This window comes from Cupriavidus basilensis OR16, from assembly GCF_000243095.1.
GTDB classification, from domain to species: Bacteria; Pseudomonadota; Gammaproteobacteria; order Burkholderiales; family Burkholderiaceae; genus Cupriavidus; species Cupriavidus basilensis_D.
This window is the reverse complement of record NZ_AHJE01000012.1, coordinates 33,765-54,080: the sequence shown is the minus strand read 5'-3', so window position 1 is coordinate 54,080 and position 20,316 is coordinate 33,765. Positions and strand designations below refer to the sequence as shown.

The 20,316-nt window shown below is 58.9% G+C and carries 21 protein-coding genes and 3 pseudogenes; 8 read left to right on the top strand and 16 right to left on the bottom strand.

The window, feature by feature from the left end; translation table 11 throughout:
* Positions 1-159 precede the first annotated feature (159 nt).
* Positions 160-345 (bottom strand): helix-turn-helix domain-containing protein, encoded by a 186-nt coding sequence (locus tag OR16_RS48065; protein ID WP_043418335.1) that lies wholly within the window; start codon positions 343-345, stop codon positions 160-162.
* An 87-nt stretch (positions 346-432) separates the two neighbouring features.
* Here OR16_RS48065 and OR16_RS40805 point away from each other — a divergent pair, with 87 nt between their 5' ends.
* Positions 433-849 (top strand): helix-turn-helix domain-containing protein, encoded by a 417-nt coding sequence (locus OR16_RS40805; RefSeq protein WP_006156651.1) that lies wholly within the window; start codon positions 433-435, stop codon positions 847-849.
* Here OR16_RS40805 and OR16_RS03840 read toward each other — a convergent pair.
* The 3 genes from OR16_RS03840 to OR16_RS03830 form a co-directional block, all read right to left on the bottom strand.
* Positions 846-1,118, bottom strand: coding sequence for a hypothetical protein (locus tag OR16_RS03840; RefSeq protein WP_141639824.1), 273 nt, complete (start codon positions 1,116-1,118; stop codon positions 846-848). The genes OR16_RS40805 and OR16_RS03840 overlap by 4 nt on opposite strands.
* A 94-nt stretch (positions 1,119-1,212) precedes the next feature.
* Positions 1,213-2,184, bottom strand: a complete 972-nt coding sequence (locus OR16_RS03835) for a tripartite tricarboxylate transporter substrate binding protein (RefSeq protein WP_043418333.1) — start codon at positions 2,182-2,184, stop codon at positions 1,213-1,215.
* A 90-nt stretch (positions 2,185-2,274) separates the two neighbouring features.
* Positions 2,275-3,036: a GntR family transcriptional regulator gene (locus OR16_RS03830; protein ID WP_006156648.1), complete on the bottom strand. Its 762-nt coding sequence runs from the start codon at positions 3,034-3,036 to the stop codon at positions 2,275-2,277.
* 721 nt (positions 3,037-3,757) lie between these two features.
* Here OR16_RS03830 and OR16_RS03825 point away from each other — a divergent pair.
* The 4 genes from OR16_RS03825 to OR16_RS03805 all read left to right on the top strand — a co-directional run bounded on the left by OR16_RS03825 (position 3,758) and on the right by OR16_RS03805 (position 9,261).
* On the top strand, positions 3,758-4,192 hold the full coding sequence (locus tag OR16_RS03825) for a hypothetical protein (protein WP_006156647.1): 435 nt from the start codon (positions 3,758-3,760) through the stop codon (positions 4,190-4,192).
* An 876-nt stretch (positions 4,193-5,068) separates the two neighbouring features.
* Positions 5,069-6,805 carry a gamma-glutamyltransferase gene (ggt, locus tag OR16_RS03820; RefSeq protein ID WP_006156646.1) on the top strand — a complete coding sequence of 579 codons (1,737 nt, stop codon included), beginning with the start codon at positions 5,069-5,071 and terminating at the stop codon, positions 6,803-6,805.
* 1,586 nt (positions 6,806-8,391) lie between these two features.
* The gene (locus tag OR16_RS03810) at positions 8,392-8,718 is read left to right on the top strand and encodes a hypothetical protein (protein ID WP_006156644.1); all 327 of its coding nucleotides are present in this window, start codon (positions 8,392-8,394) and stop codon (positions 8,716-8,718) included.
* Positions 8,719-9,057: 339 nt separating this feature from the next.
* Positions 9,058-9,261: a cold-shock protein gene (locus OR16_RS03805; protein ID WP_006156643.1), complete on the top strand. Its 204-nt coding sequence runs from the start codon at positions 9,058-9,060 to the stop codon at positions 9,259-9,261.
* Positions 9,262-9,480: 219 nt separating this feature from the next.
* On the opposite strand, the gene OR16_RS40800 is transcribed toward OR16_RS03805, so the two are convergent.
* The 10 genes and pseudogenes from OR16_RS40800 to OR16_RS03755 all read right to left on the bottom strand — a co-directional run bounded on the left by OR16_RS40800 (position 9,481) and on the right by OR16_RS03755 (position 17,236).
* Positions 9,481-9,921: a GNAT family N-acetyltransferase gene (locus OR16_RS40800; protein WP_006156642.1), complete on the bottom strand. Its 441-nt coding sequence runs from the start codon at positions 9,919-9,921 to the stop codon at positions 9,481-9,483.
* Between the two features lie 182 nt (positions 9,922-10,103).
* Positions 10,104-10,427: an H-NS histone family protein gene (locus tag OR16_RS40795; RefSeq protein WP_006156641.1), complete on the bottom strand. Its 324-nt coding sequence runs from the start codon at positions 10,425-10,427 to the stop codon at positions 10,104-10,106.
* Positions 10,384-10,743: a hypothetical protein gene (locus OR16_RS44395; RefSeq protein WP_192816399.1), complete on the bottom strand. Its 360-nt coding sequence runs from the start codon at positions 10,741-10,743 to the stop codon at positions 10,384-10,386. The genes OR16_RS40795 and OR16_RS44395 overlap by 44 nt, the downstream gene beginning before the upstream one ends.
* A gap of 94 nt (positions 10,744-10,837) precedes the next feature.
* Complete coding sequence (locus OR16_RS44390) at positions 10,838-11,128, bottom strand: hypothetical protein (RefSeq protein ID WP_192816398.1); 291 nt, start codon at positions 11,126-11,128, stop codon at positions 10,838-10,840.
* A gap of 49 nt (positions 11,129-11,177) precedes the next feature.
* Complete coding sequence (locus OR16_RS45280; RefSeq protein WP_006156638.1) at positions 11,178-11,471, bottom strand: PDDEXK nuclease domain-containing protein; 294 nt, start codon at positions 11,469-11,471, stop codon at positions 11,178-11,180.
* Between the two features lie 1,439 nt (positions 11,472-12,910).
* Positions 12,911-13,156, bottom strand: coding sequence for a DUF2188 domain-containing protein (locus tag OR16_RS03780; protein ID WP_006156636.1), 246 nt, complete (start codon positions 13,154-13,156; stop codon positions 12,911-12,913).
* Between the two features lie 2,005 nt (positions 13,157-15,161).
* Positions 15,162-15,760 (bottom strand): annotated as a pseudogene (locus OR16_RS40780) (IS6 family transposase); the annotation flags it as partial.
* A gap of 132 nt (positions 15,761-15,892) precedes the next feature.
* Positions 15,893-16,327 carry a universal stress protein gene (locus OR16_RS03765; RefSeq protein WP_006156635.1) on the bottom strand — a complete coding sequence of 145 codons (435 nt, stop codon included), beginning with the start codon at positions 16,325-16,327 and terminating at the stop codon, positions 15,893-15,895.
* A 282-nt stretch (positions 16,328-16,609) separates the two neighbouring features.
* Positions 16,610-16,846, bottom strand: a pseudogene (locus OR16_RS47180) (BON domain-containing protein); the annotation flags it as partial.
* A gap of 48 nt (positions 16,847-16,894) precedes the next feature.
* Positions 16,895-17,236 carry a hypothetical protein gene (locus tag OR16_RS03755; protein ID WP_006156634.1) on the bottom strand — a complete coding sequence of 114 codons (342 nt, stop codon included), beginning with the start codon at positions 17,234-17,236 and terminating at the stop codon, positions 16,895-16,897.
* Between the two features lie 120 nt (positions 17,237-17,356).
* On the opposite strand from OR16_RS03755, the gene OR16_RS47175 reads away from it, so the two are divergent.
* Together OR16_RS47175 and OR16_RS45260 are read left to right on the top strand one after the other, a co-directional pair.
* The gene (locus OR16_RS47175) at positions 17,357-17,488 is read left to right on the top strand and encodes a hypothetical protein (RefSeq protein ID WP_272942823.1); all 132 of its coding nucleotides are present in this window, start codon (positions 17,357-17,359) and stop codon (positions 17,486-17,488) included.
* Between the two features lie 1,254 nt (positions 17,489-18,742).
* Positions 18,743-18,847, top strand: a pseudogene (locus tag OR16_RS45260) (IS5/IS1182 family transposase); the annotation flags it as partial.
* Between the two features lie 131 nt (positions 18,848-18,978).
* On the opposite strand, the gene OR16_RS03740 reads toward OR16_RS45260, so the two are convergent.
* Positions 18,979-19,344, bottom strand: coding sequence for a BON domain-containing protein (locus OR16_RS03740; RefSeq protein WP_006156631.1), 366 nt, complete (start codon positions 19,342-19,344; stop codon positions 18,979-18,981).
* Between the two features lie 172 nt (positions 19,345-19,516).
* On the opposite strand from OR16_RS03740, the gene OR16_RS42780 reads away from it, so the two are divergent.
* Positions 19,517-19,690 carry a DUF2188 domain-containing protein gene (locus OR16_RS42780; protein ID WP_006156630.1) on the top strand — a complete coding sequence of 58 codons (174 nt, stop codon included), beginning with the start codon at positions 19,517-19,519 and terminating at the stop codon, positions 19,688-19,690.
* A 4-nt stretch (positions 19,691-19,694) separates the two neighbouring features.
* Here the strand turns inward: OR16_RS42780 and OR16_RS39470 are convergent, their stop codons facing one another.
* Positions 19,695-19,940, bottom strand: coding sequence for a hypothetical protein (locus OR16_RS39470; RefSeq protein WP_006156629.1), 246 nt, complete (start codon positions 19,938-19,940; stop codon positions 19,695-19,697).
* Between the last annotated feature and the right edge of the window lie 376 nt (positions 19,941-20,316).

Below are 20,316 nucleotides of genomic sequence, written 5' to 3'. Positions count from 1 at the left end.
GGCGGACCATCTTGAGGTCCGCGCCCGCGGCGTTGCGAAACGTCTGGATGACAGCCTCCGCACTACCTACAGGAGTGTACTTAACGGCCACACGTTCCCCGGCGGCAGCCACGCCTGCAATAGAAAGCGCTATGCTCAAACCACCAAGCCATTTCGTCATCACACTCCATCTCCTTCACTGAGTTGTCTATGTGCGGCAAGCAATTCCAGTCCAACATTCGCATTGGGCACGGATACGGCACCCCGTTTCAAGTCGCTGATCACGGATTGGCTACATCCACACCTCTTGGCAAGCTCAACCTGCGTGAAGCCTCCAAGCTTCCGATCTGTCAGTTCTCTCACCATTTTTTTCCAGTCCATAGACCCACAATATCGGAATTACGATATTCACGCAAGCTGAAAAGTGTTTTTCATCCCGTCTAGGGTGTGCGGATGAAGAAAACTAACGAATCCAACTTTGGCCGTACCCCGTTCGGACAGCGACTCCTTCAGGCGAGACAGGCGAAGGGACTTACTCAGAAGCAGGTAGAAGCGCGTGTCGGTATTACCCAGAGCAACCTAGCGTCACTTGAGAGAGAGGGAACAGGGTCGAGCTTTACTGTTGCTCTAGCTATCCTTTACGGCGTCAATCCGATATGGCTTGCTCTTGGAACCGGCCCTACGACTGGAGCGCAACCTATACCCGATTGGCTTGCAAGACTAGCTCCAAATCAGCAAACGTCAATTCAGCGCTTTGCCGAGAGCCTTCTCGTACTGAGCAAGGATGAACAGACCTACGCCCTAGCAATCGTAGAGAGCATTCCCGCGATCCTTGACGCTCAACGAAACATCTCCGGCGCTCAAGGCTAGTCACCAACGCGTCTGTACTCCGCACCGGCGTGCAACAGATGACCCGTCTTCGGGCCAACCATAAGCCTGGTTGGTCCCAGTTCCTCCTGGATCTCCAACACGCCGTCCTTCAGCATCGCTGGGATCGCTTCTGACTCATCACGTCCGAGCAGCATGGCGTTGAAGCTTGGTCGTTTGATGATGAAGACATTTCCGTGCCTCTCAACCGCCATGGTCTCCGCACCTCGGCCAGATACCTTTTGCCATTTCCCATCATACGTATCACTCATGGCCCGGAGTGCACGCTCCCAAGAGCACCAAAGCAATCCCTGCCAATGGTTTCCTGAATTTCCTCAAAGCGTATCCTCACGACTGCCACACAATTCAATCGGCCTGGATGCGACCGCTGCTGATGACCCTCTCCCACTCGGTCATCTGCCCCTTGATAAATTTGGAGGCTTCCGATGGCGTTCCTGCCACGACCGTACCGCCCAGGCTACTCACACGTTCCCGGCTCTCGGATTCGCTCATTGCCTTGCGAATCGCATCCGAAAGACGCTGTACGATCTGCGCTGGTGTGCCGGCAGGAACAAACACGCTGTTCCACTCGTACACCTCATAGCGGGTCACCCCCTCTTCTGCCATGGTCGGTGTGCCCGGCAGGACCGCAACACGTTTGTCGCCAGTCACAGCAAGCGCGCGAAGTTTTCCGGCGCGGATATGGGGCAAGGCGGAGGCAGTGTTGGCAAAGAAGACCGGGACTTGACCAGCAATAACGTCAGCCAAAGCTGGGCCGCCGCCCTTGTATGGAACATGTAGCAGATCGACTCCCATGGACTGCGCAAACATCGCTCCAGCCAGGTGCTGTGCGGTCCCGTTCCCACCTGATGCATAGGCAACTCGACCTGGCTCCTTGCGAGCCAATGACACCACGTCACGCACCGATGTCGCAGCAAAACTAGGATTCACGACCAGGACGTTCGGGAACAAGGCAATCAACGATACCGGCGCGAACGATCCGATTGGGTCATAAGGCAGTCGCTTGTACAGGGCCGGGTTGATCGCAAACGATGATGCATCCAGCAGCAATGTATAGCCGTCCGGCTCCGATTTCGCGACCAGATCCGCGGCAATCCTACCCCCTGCGCCAGAGCGATTGTCGACAACGACCCTTTGCCCCAGTTCCTGGCTGAGAAGAGGCGACAACAGGCGTGCCATTGCATCAGCACCTCCGCCTGGCGGATAGCCCACGACTAACCGGATAGGCTTTTCCGTCGGCCAGGCCGTCGCTTGCGCGTGGCTACCGATCAGGGCACAACAAACAATTGCTACAGATGCACAGAGCGAGATTCGCATACGTCTCCAATCGACTAGTGACTTCTTCCTGACCGAGCGCTCTCCAGCGCGGAAGATGCCGCGCTCCACCCCAGCGCGGTGGTTTGCCCTTCAACGGGTTTCGGTGCGGTATTGAAACTCGTCGGCGTTCCCCAACGCCTGGCGATATTCCACAGGCTGATCCGCCATATCAAACGCAACACGAGATACCGACAATGCCGGATGGTCCTCAGCCAGGCGAAGCAGCTCCGCTTCACGCCTGCCTAGCCTTGTAAAACTCAGATCGTCGATGGCTCGACAGACCGTCACTCCGCAACGTACCGCGTAAAATGGATACAAGAGAGCCGGGAATCGATCGGGATCGAGTGCGGACAATTTTCTGAACTTTTCTTCCGGAAGCCAGATAGTCTCAAGCAATCTGACCATACCTTTCCAGCTTCGCTGTCGCGACAAGTGAACTACCTGCGCTCCCTTTTCCAACCCTAGCTTGCCGGCCACGTCGCTGGATGCGGGCAAGACCTGCCGCGAGATGATGCGAGAATCCGGAAGCTCCGCGTTGTCATCATCCCAGCGAAGGAACCGCGTCATAAAGGCACCATATAGGGCACCTCTCACATAAGTTCCACGGCCCTTCGCCCGCTCGAGCATGCCTTGATCCACCAACACCTGGATCGCCGCACGCACAGTTCCAATCGCGACGCAATAGTGCTGGGCCAGTGCTCTCTCTGGCGCAATCGCTGCACCCGACGCCCACTCACCTTCCAAGATACGCGCCTTCAGCGAACCGGCGATCCTCGCCCAGAGCGGTGTAACGCTAATGGACAACGCATCATCAAACTCAACGGGGGTTACGGTGGAATTAACAGATTTCATTACGCCAGCATCATTCAAATGTTAATTCATACTATTCCTCTATCAAACAATACGTCAAGTAAACTTCCGTAAATTCATTCCAGTCCTATTAAATTAGGACAAGTCCTATTTAGTGCTATTTATTTCTGTATTAAGTTTTAAATATTTAACTTATCTCCGTCGGACTTCCGATGTAGGAACTGTACAGAACAGATAACAAAGATATTCAGCACATATTAGGACGCGTCCTATTGATGTGGCGGCGGAGTTAGGAACAATTGTGAGGCTCATTTGGGCGAGCACCATCCCGACGCTGGCTGCCCGGCAGCGGGCCACCAAGGTCGCCATCGCCGACTGTGCCGCGGTGGCGTTCCGTGACTTTCGACTTTGATCAAACCTACCGCGTACCCGCCTACGCGCCTTACCAGGGCCGCGCTGGCGCATGTGGTAGGAGTTTTCTGAGTGATGACATGACAAATCGTATTGGCTACGCCTTCGTCGCCGGCCTGGTAGGGGCAGCCGTCGGCGGTGCCGTCGTCTTCGCCACGATCTGGACTGGTCCGGTGGCCACGCGGGATCGAGCGATCTCGGAGCTGGAGCGCACGCTGCAGGATCAGGACGCGAACCGTGACGATGCGTGCGCAGTTGAAGATGACTCGGCGCGGGCTGATCAGCCCCAAGCAGAACCGCTACGACCGATCCAAATCCAGCTTGCACTGCCCATCGAGCACGGCGACAGAACATGGCCAAAAATATTGCCGACAACCCGGCCCACCGGCTGCACGAAATCCTGCTCGAATGCAAGAACATCGGCAGCAACGAACCATGCAGTAAAGCGTGGCAGAAGATTCTGAAGTCCACGGACGAGGCCGAGCTGCTCACGCGCCTCGGCAAGCTGCTGGACCTCGCGGGCGAGGTCGTCGTGGTGATGGAGTCCGCCTTCGCCCGCCATGTGGGGCCGCTGCAGCAACTGCGCTCGCAGCTATACAAGGGCGTCGCCGAACAAGCCCTGAACGGACGGTGGAGCAGCTTCCGCTCCCACCTCGATGACAACGCCATCGTTGCGCTGGGCTTCGCCGCGGCACTGTTGGACGAGCGCGAAGCGCTACGCTCGGTCGATGCAGGAAGCCTTCCCATGAGCGGGATGACTTTATGTCCCTACTCCGCGATGTTGTGAATAGAGCGCGGGGCCGGGTAAAAAAATCTGTCCGCAAGAATTGGGAACCCTATAAGTTCATCTTGACTGAAGGTGGTTGGGCGCGGGTGCTGCAAACAGAGATGTAACTGGCCGACCACACTCTCGCGGACATCACAAGAAGGCACTACCGAATAATTCGTTTCGTTGACCCGACACGGGTTGTTCCGGGCAAGGCCAGCCGCAGAGTCTGCTCTTCGCTGAAGGGCAGCAACGGATCGGGCAGAGCCGACGGGGTAGCGGTGGGTCGAGGCCCCTTCCCGGCCATGAAGCGTCGTTCGCCTGCACCGTCATTCGGACATTCGGACGTCTGCTCCGCACCTTCTTCCCGGCATCAGGCCCAACGTCGATAGCCCCTAGCCTTGGTGCTTGGCGCTTTCCTCGACCTGTGCTGCGCGGCATGACTGCGACAGTGCATCGTTGGGGTGGCCGCGTTGAAGCGGTGAACTTCCGGCAGGCACACAATGACAGCATCGAATCGGATTATTCGGCATGCGAGCCGCTTGCCGAAGAAGCACCCAGGTATATGCCGCCCCCCGAATGCATTCGAACAGATCGGCGCAGCCAAGCAATCCGTTACTGCGCCGATCGTTGGAACGGTTGGCGATGCAGTTCGACTGAGGGCCGGCCGGGCCGGCCAACATCATCAGAAGTCGAACCGAATCTCTCCCCTTGGAGCGGAGGGAACCTTTATGAGAAGATTGTGCGCCACAAGCGCCGCGAAAGACATCCGGGTGCCGTGTTGCGCCCGGTGCTTCTCATACTTGCCAAAACCAAACCATAGGCAGGGTTATGCATTGGCGTCTTGTGCGATGTCGTTAGCAGGGTTCGCTTACGCAGCATTCATCAGGAGACTCCATGAATCCGAAGTCAGGATTGCGGTGGTTCACCGCGATTGCATCCCTTTGTCTGACGACGAGCTTCGCGCCGTCGTCGTACGCGGCTTCCGTGGCGCCGGTCGCCGCCGAGAACGGCATGGTCGTTACCGCGCAGCACCTGGCCACCAGGGTTGGAGTCGATGTGCTCAAGCGCGGTGGCAACGCTATCGACGCCGCCGTGGCGGTGGGTTACGCGCTGGCCGTGGTGTATCCGGCTGCGGGCAACCTGGGTGGTGGCGGATTCATGACCATCCAACTGGCCGACGGCCGCAAGACGTTCCTTGACTTCCGGGAGGTTGCGCCAAAGGGTGCCACCGCGAACATGTACCTGGACAAGGACGGCAACGTGATCAAGGGCGCCTCCACCAAGGGGCATCTGGCCGTGGGCGTGCCCGGCACCGTGTCCGGCATGGAGTACGCTCGCCGGAAGTATGGAACGATGAAGCGCGCGGACCTGATTGCCCCTGCCGTCAAGTTCGCCGAGAACGGCTTCACGCTCGAGCAGGGCGACGTGGATATGCTGCTCACCGCAACCAAGGACTTCCAGGAAGACCCTGCCTCCGGCGCAATCTTCCTGAACAAGGGGCAACCGTTCCAGGTGGGCCACAAGCTGGTTCAACGCGACCTGGCCAAGACGCTGCGCGCGATCAGTAACGGGGGAACCGAAGGCTTCTACCAAGGCTGGGTGGGGAAGGCAATCGTCGCCTCCAGCCAGGCTGGGAAGGGCCTGATCACGCAGGCAGATCTTGACGCCTACAAGACGCGCGAGCTGGCGCCGGTCGAATGCGACTATCGCGGCTATCACGTCGTGTCGGCACCTCCGCCGAGCTCGGGCGGCGTGGTCATCTGCGAGATGTTGAACATTATGGAAGGCTACCCGCTCAAGGACCTGGGCTACCACTCCGCGCAGGCCGTGCACTACCAGATCGAAGCCATGCGCCACGCCTATGTGGATCGCAACAGCTACCTGGGCGATCCGGACTTCGTAAAAAACCCGCTGGACCGCCTCCTGGACAAGAACTACGCCGCCAAGATTCGCGCGGCAATCGACCCGAAGAAGGCAGGTGTTTCGAAGGACATCAAGCCCGGCGTGGAGCCGCATGAAGGCAGCAACACCACGCATTACTCGATTGCCGACAAGGATGGCAACGCCGTTTCCGTCACGTACACGCTCAACGACTGGTTTGGCGCGAAGGTCACTGCGGCCACGACGGGCGTGGTCCTGAACGATGAGATGGACGACTTTACCGCCAAGGTCGGCGTGCCGAACCTGTATGGCCTTGTCCAGGGCGAGGCCAACTCCATTGCCCCAGGCAAGCGCCCGCTGTCCTCGATGAGTCCGACCATCGTCACCAAGGACGGCAAGCCGGTGATGGTGGTGGGCACGCCAGGCGGCAGTCGTATCATCACGGCTGTACTGCTGACCATGATCAACGCCATCGACTACAACATGAACGTGCAGGAAGCCGTGGACATGCCGCGCTTTCATCAGCAATGGCTGCCGGACCTGACCAATGTGGAGGACTACGCTTTGTCCCCGGATACGCGCAAGATCCTGGAGGGCATGGGGCATCGCTTCGGCCCGCCACAGCCTGCCAACCACCTGGCGACGATCATCGTCGGCGCACCGGCTCTCGGTGGCAAGCCGGTCGGCAACAACCGCTTCTATGGCGCCAATGACCCGCGCCGCAATACCGGGCTGGCGGCCGGTTATTGATTCGGCATTGCACGTTGGTTGCACGCTTTGGCGGGTAAGAAAGATGCAAACGGCGCGAGACCAGTCGGCTCACGCCGTTTGCTTTTCAGCGCCGCTCATCGCTGGAATCCGTTGATGCCACGCTAAGGGCGCTTTCCTATAGCGGCCATTCGACGCCGCGGCGTCAAATGGCCGAGAAGGGTCGGCCAGGGACGATCGCCGTGGCCCGGCGGGCATCTGACTGAACCCGGTTGAGGATTCATTCACCGCTATGTTCGCTGGCCCGGCAGCCAGTACGCCCTGTGCGCCAGGGCCTGCCTTGCTTTGTGGCCGGTGGGCGCCGCAAAGTGCAAGCGGCTCAGAAAAGAGACAGCCCTGCACGCCCGGTCGGTTATCATGCCCCCCTCTCCGAAGTAGCTCCTTATGATCCACTCCATCATCAACAGGCCGCCCAAACCCGCATGGTTAAAGGGATTGGCTGTGATCGGCATGGGACCTTACCGTCGCTTTTACCGTCAGCCGCGCTGAGCTTTTGCTGGTGCGGGAGATGGAATGATTTGCGGGGCGACGACTCTAGCGACACCATGGTCAATCAACCCAGAGGATACAAAAAGTGGGCAAATCTTGTCCGCCCGCCCCCGCCCAGCTGCGCCCATCCCTTTGACAGGTCCTTCTCTATCTGCTTGGGCGCCGGCTCGAAGATTTGCCTGATGACGGGGATACTCCCCCACTATCCTTTTCCTTAGTTGACTTCTTTGACACCGACACTTTGGTGACTGGTCTTGCATCCCCGTAGAATTTCTTCAACTGTTCCGGTGAAGACTCTTCTCGCATCGTATGCAACGTGCGGACGAAACCATCCCTCGCCCACCAACGACACTCTTCTCACCGGCAATCACCCAAACGCAGGATAGCGCATCACGTTCGAGCATCTGCAGGAAGGCATCGCGACCCACTAACGCACCCGGGGGGCCATGTAGGCTACGGCGGGTTCCATCTCGTCATTCGAGATGTCCGATTTTTATCGCCGACCGACCGGACGGGATGCGATAGGTTGAAGTCCGCAAGTCGCCGTCACCGCGTCAAAATAACTATCGAGTCAGCTTTGTCACTCTGGGTGTTGCCGACAGTAGCAATTGACAACAATTAACGGCTGCGCGATGGGATTCATTGTAACGGTAAGCAACATTGAAGAGTCGCGGCGGGCTTCCTGGAGCCCCGTTTGCCATCGACGAGGACCCCTCAATGCCAACCTACGCTCCGTTCGGCCTCTCAACTCAAATTGAGTCAGATACTTTCTTAGCTGGAAGCGCTTGCGGCCTCGCCCTCAATGGTCTGGAAGAAGTCAAGTGCCGGTTGGTTACGCGGGTGGTCACAATGACATCGTCGCCAGTACGTATTGACTTTGATTTTTTTTACGTCAGAATTAAATAACACTTTAGACAGGTGGACCGCTCCCTGCGCTTGCAAACGAATTCCAGCAAGGCCGCACGCGTGACGAGGGTCCTGCCATTGTCCAAAGCGAACAGACTACATTGAGTTGAATTCAATCGCATGCAGATTTAGACCGGTGACCCGTACGTCGGACGATGTAAGTGGAGACAGGAATGACGACAGCCCGAGCTGGAACCAAAGGAGAAGCCGTTAGGCTCTTGGCGGCAGAAGGGATAGCACGAGTCGAGCTAGATTACGAGTCAGGTTGGCAGGATGCGATTGAACTCGGACGTTTGGGCCAGAAGGTTGGCATCTGCGTGGAGTATCGCGGGCACGAGAACATCGCTGTGAGGTCCCACACTGCACTTATCGCGGGTCAGTTCGCATTGACCGAACTGACAGCCAAGGACTTGGCGACCTTGGAGATAAAGGCAATGAAGCTTGGAGACTACATCCTGGCTGGGCACCTACTGCGGGTGGTCGATACAGTTTGGGCCTGAGCACGGGCAAGCGGTTCCCTCCGCCCGCGTTTTTCACAGCGGCAAAGAAGATGCACGTTTCCAATGGCGGTTGAACCAGACCGCATCGACCTCCCGGACGTAGCGCCCTACCAGCCTCCGGTTCGTGGCACCGCCGTCCTTGGCTTAAGGATCTGCACGGTTCTCATGGAAAACCCCAGCAAGCGCGCGCTCATGGCTTGAACCGCAAGATTCGGCTATGCTGGGGGGCGCAGAGCGCATTCGGAATGCCGTCATGTTGTCCACGAAGTCCATGTACCGTTCCGCAATTTACTTTTGTTCAACGTGCTGGGTAGCTCTCTGCACCAATGCGAGGACGAGATGGCAACGGGAATCGTGAAGTGGTTCAACAATGAAAAGGGCTTTGGCTTCATTACGCCGAATGATGGCGGCAAGGACTTGTTTGCGCATCACACGGAAATCCTGGGCACTGGATTCAAGTCCCTGGAAGAAGGTGCCAGAGTTGAGTTCGAGGTCACGCAAGGCAAAAAGGGTCCGCAGGCTTCCCAGGTTCGCAAGCTCTAACTCCCGCCGCGCCTCTAGAACAAACGAAAGCTCTTCGCCATTGTGAAGGGCTTTCGTCTGCTGCGCTCGACGCCATTGTGGCCCGGCCATCTCTCTTGGTATTCAGAGGCAATGTCGTCATCGACTCCGAAGCCGGCTTGGCTTTGCGTGCCAGCTCGGCGACGTTGACGATTTAGCGCCCAGTTTGCCAGCTAGACATTGGCGCTGACCTGCGCAATGCTAGTCGGTGGAGATTTTTAGTGTCCTCCGCACGCCGAATCGCCGCACGAACGACCTGGAAAGCCTTACTTCCTCAGGCATCGATTTAAGCTCGGCAAGCGAAAAATCGCAGTGATTAAGAAGACCGAGCCGCCCAGCAGTGATGAGTACCGCTTTGGTACAGCCATCTGCGCGTGCGCACGTCAGTATGCTGCCGATAAGGCGAGTCGCGATTTGATGACCACGATACTCTTGAAGCACACCGACGGATCGCACGACAACCGTCTCTCCATATTGCTCAGCACAAGCACAACCTATTACGTTCTCGCCTAATGTAGCGATATGAAAGGCGCGCGTTGCTTGGTTGACGACGTCGTTGGGCAATCCGCAATATTCAAGCACATCTACAATGGCGAGCCAATCATTTTCTCCCGCCGCCCTAATCTGCACGCTTCTCATCATTCCCGGCATCTCCTCGTGTCATATTGCGAGCTGAATATGGGAGGGAACACATAGATGTAACACCCGAACGTGTCGACTTCTAGGCTAACACCTGCGTCAGAAAAATGAAATGCGCGGGGACAATGCGGTACCAGCGTAGGTCAAGTAGTCTCTACTTACCCTATGGATGTCCGCACTCCCGCTCACGCCTCTGGAATCAGAAACTTGTCGCGATTCTTACCGATCCAAGCCGGTGCCCGACCACGTCCGGTCCAAGTCGCCCCCGTCTTTGGGTCTTGATATTTTGGCGGCAGAGATGACTTGGATTTTGCCGAAGCCTTAGCTGCCGCGCCTGCTGCGGGACGGCCACGGCGGCGCTTTGGAGCGATGTCGTCGGCTGTCAACTCATACTGCGCCATCAGGGCTTGAATCTGTTCGATAACGCCAGCGACTTCTGTTGCGCGCACTTCAACAAGCTGAGCCTCAATTTTTTCTTTTTCCGCCAGCAGCTGTTTGTATGTCGCCATTGTCTTTCTCCATTTCTGTAGTAACCAGAGCATCGTACATTATTTCGGAGATTGCAACACGTTCAAACGGTATATCGACGTCCGCACCAATCAATGGATATAGTAGCGCTATCTGGGAGTGGTGCTCCCAGACATGCACGGCCTCTTTATTAAAATCCGGCGGCCCCAACAATTTGTACTCACGTGCGTTGGAAATCTTACCGGTACGCCTAACCAGGTCGAAGCTGGTAATAGGCGTGCTGACGCGTCCGGTGTTGTACTCAACGCGTGTATCGCGCTCGGCCTGCAGCCCTGTCCGCTCCTCGGCGCCGACCACGGCGGCGTCTTGCGCTCGTGCATGCATCGCCGCCAGTTTGGTGAGGAGGCCGCCACCGCCTGCTCACCCTTCTGGCGCAGCGTGCGCTCTTGGTCTATCTCGCGCGGCGCTCGGTGGCGGTGGCGCGCTCCTGCGCCACCGCCACCTGCTCGGGCATGCGTTCCGACTCCGTCGAGGACCGGGTATGCAGTTGCAGGAACTGCCGATCGAGCGCCTCTCCCCGACCATCCACACCGCTTGGCCACGCCACGCGCAACGCCGAGAGCCGCTGGCGCGCCAGTGCGCTTTCGGCTTCGCCCCGCTCGGACCGTTGCACTGCCGCGGCCAGCGTGGTGCGCACCGTCTCCGGTTCGCTGCCTGCCGGCCCTGGGTACAACTCACTCACATCGGAAACGCCAGCGCAGGAGGCCAGCGCGGCGGTGCCTGTCTCAGACTTAATCCCCCTCGTTACCCCGGGCTTCAGGCTCCAATTCCTGTGTCAGGGCCTCGACGCTCGGCAGGCTTTCCTGCAATTCGGCCGGCAGCTCCGCCACCAACTGATACTGGGCGACGCCAATCGGATTTCCCATGCCGCACAGTGCGTATTCGACAACCAGCCGGCTGTGGTCCTGGCATAGCAGTAGCCCGATAGTAGAATTGTTGGCTGCCGTCTTCATCCCGGCATCGACCGCCGACCAGTAGAAGCTGATCTGTCCCGCATACTCCGGCTTGAAGGCACCTGTCTTCAATTCGCATACGATGTAACAGCGCAGCTTACGGCCCGCGCCAAGTCCGACTGCGGCGACGGCAGCTGGGCGGTGAAGTTGTTTGGCGCCTGTGCCGCCCGGTCAGCCAGGCGAGTTTCAATCTGCGCCACAAGTACGGCGCGGGACCAGTCGTGCGCGGTCGCTTGCTGTGCATACCACTGGCGCTGCTCGACGATTTGAGCTTCTGCAGCAGCGTCTGGTTGTGTCCCCAGGGCAATTCACCTTCGTCTGGACGCGCATCCATTTCCTCAGCGCCCCAAACGACGGCGGCCCAGCGCATAGTTCTAGGCATAGCGGCCTGACTCGATCGCGCGACACCGAGACTGTCGCAGACGTGGGCTTGATCCTGGTCACCCCTTAAAGGGAGGGCATTTGAATTTAGCCTCGACGACTGACTGCTGGACTAGGCAGACCGCCTGCTCCGCGGAGATCCCGCCGCCCACCTGCTGCTGCGCGTCGGCCATCTGCTGGTCCTCGCCGTCGGCGCCGAGGCGCTGACCGCCATCCTCGGACCCGCGCACAACGCCAGCGGCGCACGCAAGCGCGATCGGGCTGATCAGTGCGCCTTGGGAAGAACAGTGCGCCTTGGGAAGAAATCCTGGCCTGGCGCGCCCTCTGACTTACTTGCGTGGCACTCGCGCGACCGTCCGGCTTGGCGGCATCGCCAACTTGTCGAGCGAGATCAGGTTGCGCAATCGCCGCGGTCCTGACACGCGTACGGTAAGCGGAGATGACAAGCTAAAGCTGCTAGTAGAGCGCAGCATGTGGCCTACACTGAATTGACCACAAGGAGTCGGACCAGAACCGACAATGACGGCTTCGCTGCGCCCCAATGCTCACCTTTCATCTCATGCTTCTCGGCGGCACTCCCAACGAGATCATTCGGTTTGAAGCTAACGGTAAGTACTCTACCGGCCACTGCGCAAAGGGCCCGTTTGCAGACAGGCGGACACTCCTCGGTGCGGCCGTGACGGCGGAGGGCGCTGCATGAGAGCCCCGCGTTTCTGACCTAGTGGCGCTGCGTAGTAGTAGAGGCTTGGCAGTAGAGATCAGCGTGACCATCGGAGCTATCGCGAGGGACGGCGTCATGCGAGGGATCGTCTTCGCGATGCAGTTGACGCGCCAACTCATGGCGTAGTGACCGAGCCGGCACCGACGCGGTTCGGCGACGCGAAGGGAGTTGGCCGGGGGCCGGGCCAACTACTTGTGACGCCAAGACGCTTCGCACATTGCCCACAGGGCAACGGCCACGACTGATAGGAACAGGGTGTCCTTGCTCATAGGGGTGTCCGTGAGACCTACAGTTGCATCTGTGACATACAGTCCAATGACAAGTAGGGACAAGGTGCCGGCGAGCCGGGCGAAAATCTGCGCGAGGACGTGGCCTATGTCGGCCATCGCATTTGGGTTGGTTTCCATTTTCAAGGGGCGCGAACCATAATGCATTTGCCTTCCGGCAACGCCACCGAGGGGAGTGGCAGTTGAATGCGGCGGCGCAGGCCGCCTGCATCCTCGATGATTAAGTTGATGCCATGGCGGGTTGCTATGGTATTTCCGAGGCTCAGTGCCTCGTCGTGACTGTCGAATTCGAGAATTGCGATGGCTTCGCCCCAAACTTCCAGGACCCAGCCGGCACGAACGGCACAAATGATCAAGTCCCTTCGCATCTCAATTCCTCGCGTGGGAGATACTTGAAGCGTAGGAGAGGCAGGAGATAACTGGCATCGGGCACCGTCCTACCTAGCGGACTGCACCTTTGCATGGTCTTTGGCGTTTTCCCGTGACGCCAGGGGCGCTGGCTCGGCGTCCATCAAATCGGCAGGGAACACGGTCGCGGCCTGATTGCATGAGTCCCATCTGACGACTGAGCACGATACAGAGGCGATCGGGTTGATATTGGACAGGAAAAGAAATGCCCTCAGCGCGAGACGCTGAGGGCACAATTTTCTAGTTTCTATCTTCCCGTTTCACTGCCCCCTCAATGCAATGCATTCTAGTCCGGTGGCTGTGCATGCGGGAGGTAACGTGGAGTAGCCGTCGGCGACGATGCGGAGATTGAGTGAGTGTGTGAGATCATTCCAGCGGCGAGGTGCAGTGCCATGTAGCATCGAATGCTTGGCGCACAACTAGGTCGACCCGACGGCAGACACCTTCATGAAGGAGGGCGGCTGCGATGCTGGAATTGCAGCATGCATCGCTACTAGATCAGGCCTGCGGGACGCTTCACTTAGCCCGTGTCTCACTTTACACGCTTGTCAATTGCCAAATACTGAGAGGCGTGCTCAATTAGGCCTCTCGGCCTCGCATTGCTATCCCCGATAGCAAATCTGCGCTGAACACTCAGCGAAAAAAAAACCACCGACGTTTTCGAGATCTTGGCGGCACTGCGGCTCGCTCTGGCTGATCTAAAACCGAGGAGTTTCCCCTAGATGGCCAGAAAAGGGCTTGAAGATCCGGAATGGGGCGTATTGAATGCATTGGCCCAGCGCAAACATGGAGCGCCTGGCGGTCAAAGACCTCATCGGAGGTTGCCGCCTATGCCGCCGAGCGATAGCGCCTTGATGCAATGGTTGCAATTTACGCTTCCCAGCTGCCGTTCAAAAATATGTGAGGCAAGCATGCTGAGCCCCCATGAAGTAGCGACTCTCATCTTAGTCCAGGGCGCCCCGGATCACACTGAACTAGATCGAGCGGATTTGGAAGCGCTCCGCGAGCATCAACTTGTCAACTTGGAAGAGATCGCTTCGGGACGCCGACCCTGCATCACGCCCAAAGGCGGTGCTGTCCTTGAGGCTATCGCCCGCATACGCTGAGGGTCGAGATCGCAATAGCGGGCCGGCCGAGGTTGCGACCACTTGACCAGCGACAACCACCTCGGCCGACCGGCCAAGATGTTCGTCGGTAAACCGGACACCCTGCTTGACGCTATCCACCACTCGATAGTGGCCTGGGCAACTGACCTTCAATATTCCGAAGACTGAAATGCTCCCCCCGCGGGCAGGTCTAGCATGAGACTGCCTGTCTTCGCCTCGCCGCGTCCTTCTGTCGGCGGGGCGTTTATCTAACGCGCCGACCTGCCGCTTGGGTCCGGCCCAGCAATCTCTGCCTGTTGTAGGACACATTCCCATAGCGACGTCTTCATTCCTGATCTAAAACCGAGGCATCAGCACCAACACCAGCATGGAGACCATCATGCAACCAGGGGTAGAGGCCACGCGCAACATAGAGGGAGACTTAGAAGACCTCGACGGGATAGGGCTATCGAGCGCTCGGGGAAGCGCATTGAGGCACAGGATCAGCGCATTGCGCACTTGAAGAGGGACGGCGTAGATAGCAAAGGCGCTGAGAAGCTGCTAGCCGACATGCGCGACAGCCTCAAAACTCATCATGCACCGCGCACTTGTCGTCAAGACAATCACGTGCCGGCAGTGAAGAACCCGCAATTGCTGGCCTGTTGAGGTGATCCACGCGCTTCGGCTCCGGCGTACTACTTGTGCGTGCATTGTGCGAAACGTCCTGACGACGCGAAGGCCAACCGGACCGCTCAGCATCCAAATTTCGAGTGCAGGAGTTCGCGACCTGCCCTCCTTCAGCGCCCGTGTCTACACGACAGCGAGCGCTTTTTTTGGCGCTGACGCGCCGCCCGAGAACCTCCGGATTCTACTTCGTCGGCTACCGTTGCAGCGCCCGCGCCTCGTATTGCTTGGCAGCGGACGGACTGCCCCCCTTTGGGGTGACCATCTGCCCTTTGCGGATCATGCGCATGGTCTCGATACCACCCAGAATAATGCGGGCGCAGCGAAGATTCCGAAATCCCAGCATCGGCCTGGCTCGGCGTTTGATGGACCGGTGATCCTGCTCGACGAAGTTGTTCAGGTACTTGTTTTGCCGGAGCTTGATGGAGCTTCCCTTTTGACGTTGATGGCCTGCCGGGCTGCCCGATTGGCTCCACTCTTGTCCACCGTGACCGTCTGCGGAACCCCGTTCTGGGCGATGCCCTGCGCGAAGAAGCGCCGGGCAGCGGCCGCGTCACGGCGTGCACACAACAGGAAATCAATGGTCTTGCCGGCCTTGTCCACAGCCCAGTAGAGATACTCCCATTGCCTCTTGACCTAGATGTAGGTTTCGTCCATGCGCCAGCTGATGCTCACCGAACGCGGATGCCTGCGAAATGCCTTTTCGAACGCCGGTAGGAGCTTGATCACCCAGAGATGCACGATGGAATGGTCCACCGGGATACCGCGTTCGGCCATCATTTCCTCCAGATCGCGCGGATCCTATGTGTTCGAACCCTGAGCACGCACCGCAGGCGCACCCGAATCGAGCCCCCCAAAAAGCTACCGGCGCGGCTGCGTCAACGTGGTCCTGGATTGCGGCAACGCCAAGGATTTGCCGAAAAAGCCCTAGCGGTAGACGAGGACGGGGATCGTGCAATGCGTCAGGACCTTCTGCGTTTCACTTCCGACCAGCAGGCCGGCGAGGCCACGACGGCCGTGGGATGCCATGAAAATCACATCGCAACCGTGTCGGGCGGCAGCCTCCACGATATCCATGTACGGTACGGACGAGATCGTCATATCGGTGTCACAGATGACACCCTCCGCCTCTGCTGCGACGACGACCTCATTTACGCGAGCACGCGCATCCGTCTCTGCGTGCTCCTTGAATGTCTTACGTGTCTGGTGACCCGCATCGCTCGATTGCAGGAAGGGATATTCATCCATGCAAGTGAAGGCCGTGATCTTCGCGCCGATTGACTTCGCAAACTCGATTGCAGCGCCGGCAGCCTTCCTGGATAGGTCGGAACCGTCGGTAGGTAGCAGGACGTGCTTGAACATCTGTAGCCTCCTTTTTCGAAGTGCGCGAGTGGTATTCCCTGAGAATAGACCTCTTTCTCGACGCCGAGAGCGGAGCGCATGCGCGTCACTCTCGAATTAGAGCCAAATGGCCGGCTTCGGGCATCCATCAGGTGTCGGCGGGCGGATGCTGCGCTGCGCCTGCAAGCGGTGCTGGATCTGGTCGAACGGCACAGGCGGAAGTGGTCATTGCCGATCGACGCGCGGATCGTCGTGAGCTACGAGGCCGGTCAGGACGCGTTCTAGATCGATCTCGTCGGTTCGCACTTTGCCGTCGAGGTGCACAATGCCGTTTTCGGTGCTCACCCGAATCCGGGCTGATCGAAGTCCGGCAGCAAGAAGCTGCGCTCTCACCTTCATCGAGATCGCGCTGTCGGTTAGTCTCTCCCTATCGCTAGGTACTTCAGGCGGGCTGGGGTTTCCTGTAGGCGGCTGATCGGCGGCGCGCCATCCGCTACGGCAAAAGGCACCTGCAACGCGGCTGCGCGCGGCGCGTTCCATTACTTGACGCTCCACGAAACTGGGGAGTTCCTGAGGTCTTGGGATATGTCACGCGCGGAAATGCTTGCCCGGCTCCACCGCCGCGCCCACTGGCAAGCGGCTACGACAGCCTCCGGCCGGACCTCCCTTCTGCTGTGGCTTCCCGGCCCTCGGCCTTGGCCAGCCCTTAGCAGACTGCTCGCCCGCTTCCGCCTTAGGCGCGCTCACGGCGTCGTTCGCCTTGCCCACGTCGGTGGTGCAGCGCTCATTTGCGGCAACGACCAGCGCCTTCTGCGCCAGCTCGGCGGCATCGTGCCGCGGCGAGTGCCAGGGCGCCATACCGCCGGCGGCCAGCAGCAGTCCGGTCGCCAGCGCAACGACGGCGCGCCATGGGAATTTGGTCGCCAGCATCACCGCACGCCCACGCCCGTAGCATACCGCCCAAGCTGCCGCGCCCAGATGCCAGAGCAGTGCTTATTGCCGGGCATCGAGCAGTCGCAGCCCGCCGAGAACTTTTAGAGCAGCAGTACCTTGAACCGCTTCCTACGCGCCTACCTGCATACCTACTGCGCCCCGTCCTTCTACACAATTGAGAACGAACATCCCTACAAACTGACCGCTGCCGACTTCGCCAGCCGTCGATCGAGCGAGGTGCAGTCATGACTTGCAACACCATCCCCGATGCTACAGACGATGAATCTCGCAGGCCTCTCCTTCTATTGGCCGAGCGAGATGAGCAATTTGTCGATGTATCGCTGCGCCCAGAGAATTGCGTGATCCTGTGCCTCCTGGCTAGTTGCATAGCATCCGAGGTCCTCGGATGCCACAGAAAAATGCGGACCACCTTGCCCCCCACTCTGCACAATTCCGTGAGACTCATACATGCCATCCCCAACCGGCCTCGCGAGACCCTCAATCACGTAGCCTCTGTACGCTTCGATCGACATTACGCTGCTCCCATACAAATTAGTCTGGATACTTTGCGCCGGGCCGGGGGCAGCCTGCACGTTTCAGGAGCCATCCTAGTCGCTCATCGGAGTGTCAAGCAAGTCGCAGCGATGGTACGAAGACAGAAGGCACAGCGCTTGGCATGTTAGTCCCTGCCATTAGGGGGTACACACATGACCGGCGACACCATGTGCCAGATCGAAGGTGACAGCCTGGTGATCTACATCCCCGTGCGCGTGATCGCTATGGCCACTGAAATCGGCCTACCAGAGCTGCTGCTTATCGACGCGATGTTGTGCGAGAGACATCACCGACGAACGCGTGTGGGCCCAGGTCGTCCACACGCGGCTCGAGTAGAAGGAAGACGGCTCAACCCGTATCACCGAGATGTTTGACAAGGCCGTCCTGCGCGCGCTGACGTATGGCGCCGAGGTATCGAAGTCGAGGAGGTCAAGGAGGCTGACGATGAATGACCACTCCATCGAGAAGCCAAACCAAGTGACGATCGCTGGAGCCGGCCCGCATTCGATCTCGCACCGTCGACCGCCGTTCAGATGTCAAATTCAGCGCCGAAGGACCCGTGTGCGGCGCGCCATCGACCACCGTCGAGGGCACGGTCCGGCAACCAACGAGGAAATCACCAAGGCGATGGGCATCGAGCCAGGTGCACACCCCCGTCGTATCTGGCCGGCGCCGTGAAAGATGGCCGCCTCGACACTCGAAGCGGCCGCTACCACCTGGTCACAGACAAGCCAGCCGCAATGCAACCGCTGCAGGAGCCAAATCCTCCGCTGGTACCGGAAGCGATGTGCCAGCGATCACCCTGCGACTGCATCCGCCTGTCTGCCCCCGGTAACCGGAATCGGAAAATATGTCCATCTCATCCCCTTGCCGCAGTTCCTTGGCAGGGGCAGTGTCATGAAAGTTTGCGGTGAGATACAAGTCCGGGCCGCATGCCGGTATCGGTGGGCGGCCCGGACCGGCGTCCTCTTCGTGCTCAGAAGCCGAATTCGCTGGAACGAATTGCCTGGCGAGATGGGTTGCGGCTCTGGAGTCGATCGCTGGCGCCGGCTTTGACCGTCTCCTACGGATCGCTCGAGCGAGACTGCGCCCGATTGGGGAACCAGCAAGACCGCCCCCCTCCGAGTGGGCCCTTCCCGGCTCGCGCTTGTGCCCCGCTCGCCCACCCGGTGCTGGTGCGACGGTCATGGATATGGCGTGTTCAGGATCGTCAACTTCTCCAAGTCGCTTTCCACTTTGCCATCGAGATGCACAACACCGTTCTCAGTCCTCACTCGAATTCCGGTGGACTTGCCCCCTCTCGCGGTGAGGAGTTCAGCTTTTACCCTCGTCGTGATCGCGCCGTCGCTCAGTTTCGTCGTCGATTCCGCTGACGATGCGGGTTTCGCCATGCCTCCAGGGTCACCTATTGGCAATGTCCTATCTCTAGTTGCCTCAGGATGCCCCGGCGTTCCAGGGGGGCTGCCCACGTTCTCCAGCGCGGCGGCATCATCCGAAGCGGCGAGCAATCCGATAATGCAGGCAAGACAGAACTTCTGGACTGGTTTCATCGCTGTCTCCTACTGTACTACGGCAGGCCACATGGCATGCCGCCAACTCACTTCGCGGCACTGTGCTGCCGTTGTGACTTCGTCTATGACGACGACCATTCGCCAAGCACCCGAGTTCCCCGAAAGCTGGATACGATTGAAAGAACATCTCCTACATCAGTAGGAAGCCGCCATGGACTCAACGTCGCAACGCAAGGTACACGTAATCCCACACATGACGGGGTTGGACGTTGTCTATGAAGGTGAGAAGGGTGAAGGCGCTCACTTCCTCAGCCAGGAAGAAGCTATCCATGCTGCCACGGTGATCGCACAGCGGGAGAAACTGGAACTGCTATTACATGGATAACCGGTTACCGGTGGGAACGATCTTGCAGAAGTGCAGGCTCGACTTTCGCAACCAGGGCGAACTGGAATTTGACCTCCAGGAAGTCGGGCACGGTATAGCCTGGGATGGCAAACGTGCCATGCATCACATCGGCTGCACCTTTGTCGCACTCGCGCCCGATCAGCGGACCTCCCTTCTGCGTTTGGTCGACCACATCGAACTGGCGGGCCGCGAATGGCCAGGATGCGCGCCGAACCAGCTCTAATTGCATGTTTCCCGATCCGCCGCTTACCAAGTGCGGACCTTCGTTCGCCAGCGACCTTGAAATTGGTCATCAGTTCTAGTCCAGTCGGGCCTAAAACGAGTGGCTACCCTTGATCCACACCGGCGACTACCCCGGTCGCCTGCGTTTGGTGCCGGTGGCGGGCCTTTCCTCGCAATTGAGCCCGCTAGGTCGGCGGACGCAAAGTATGGCGGCGCCGGCACCGCCGCCCCGGGCGCACCACCGCGGCGTAGCGGCGCTTTGAAAAAGCCGCAAGGATTTTGTAGTCTTAACGCAAAGTAAGCGTGGCATCGTGAAACAGGAAGACATACCCGAATACCCTTTGCTCCGAGTGCCGAGGCTCGATGGAGCTAGTCGACGACAG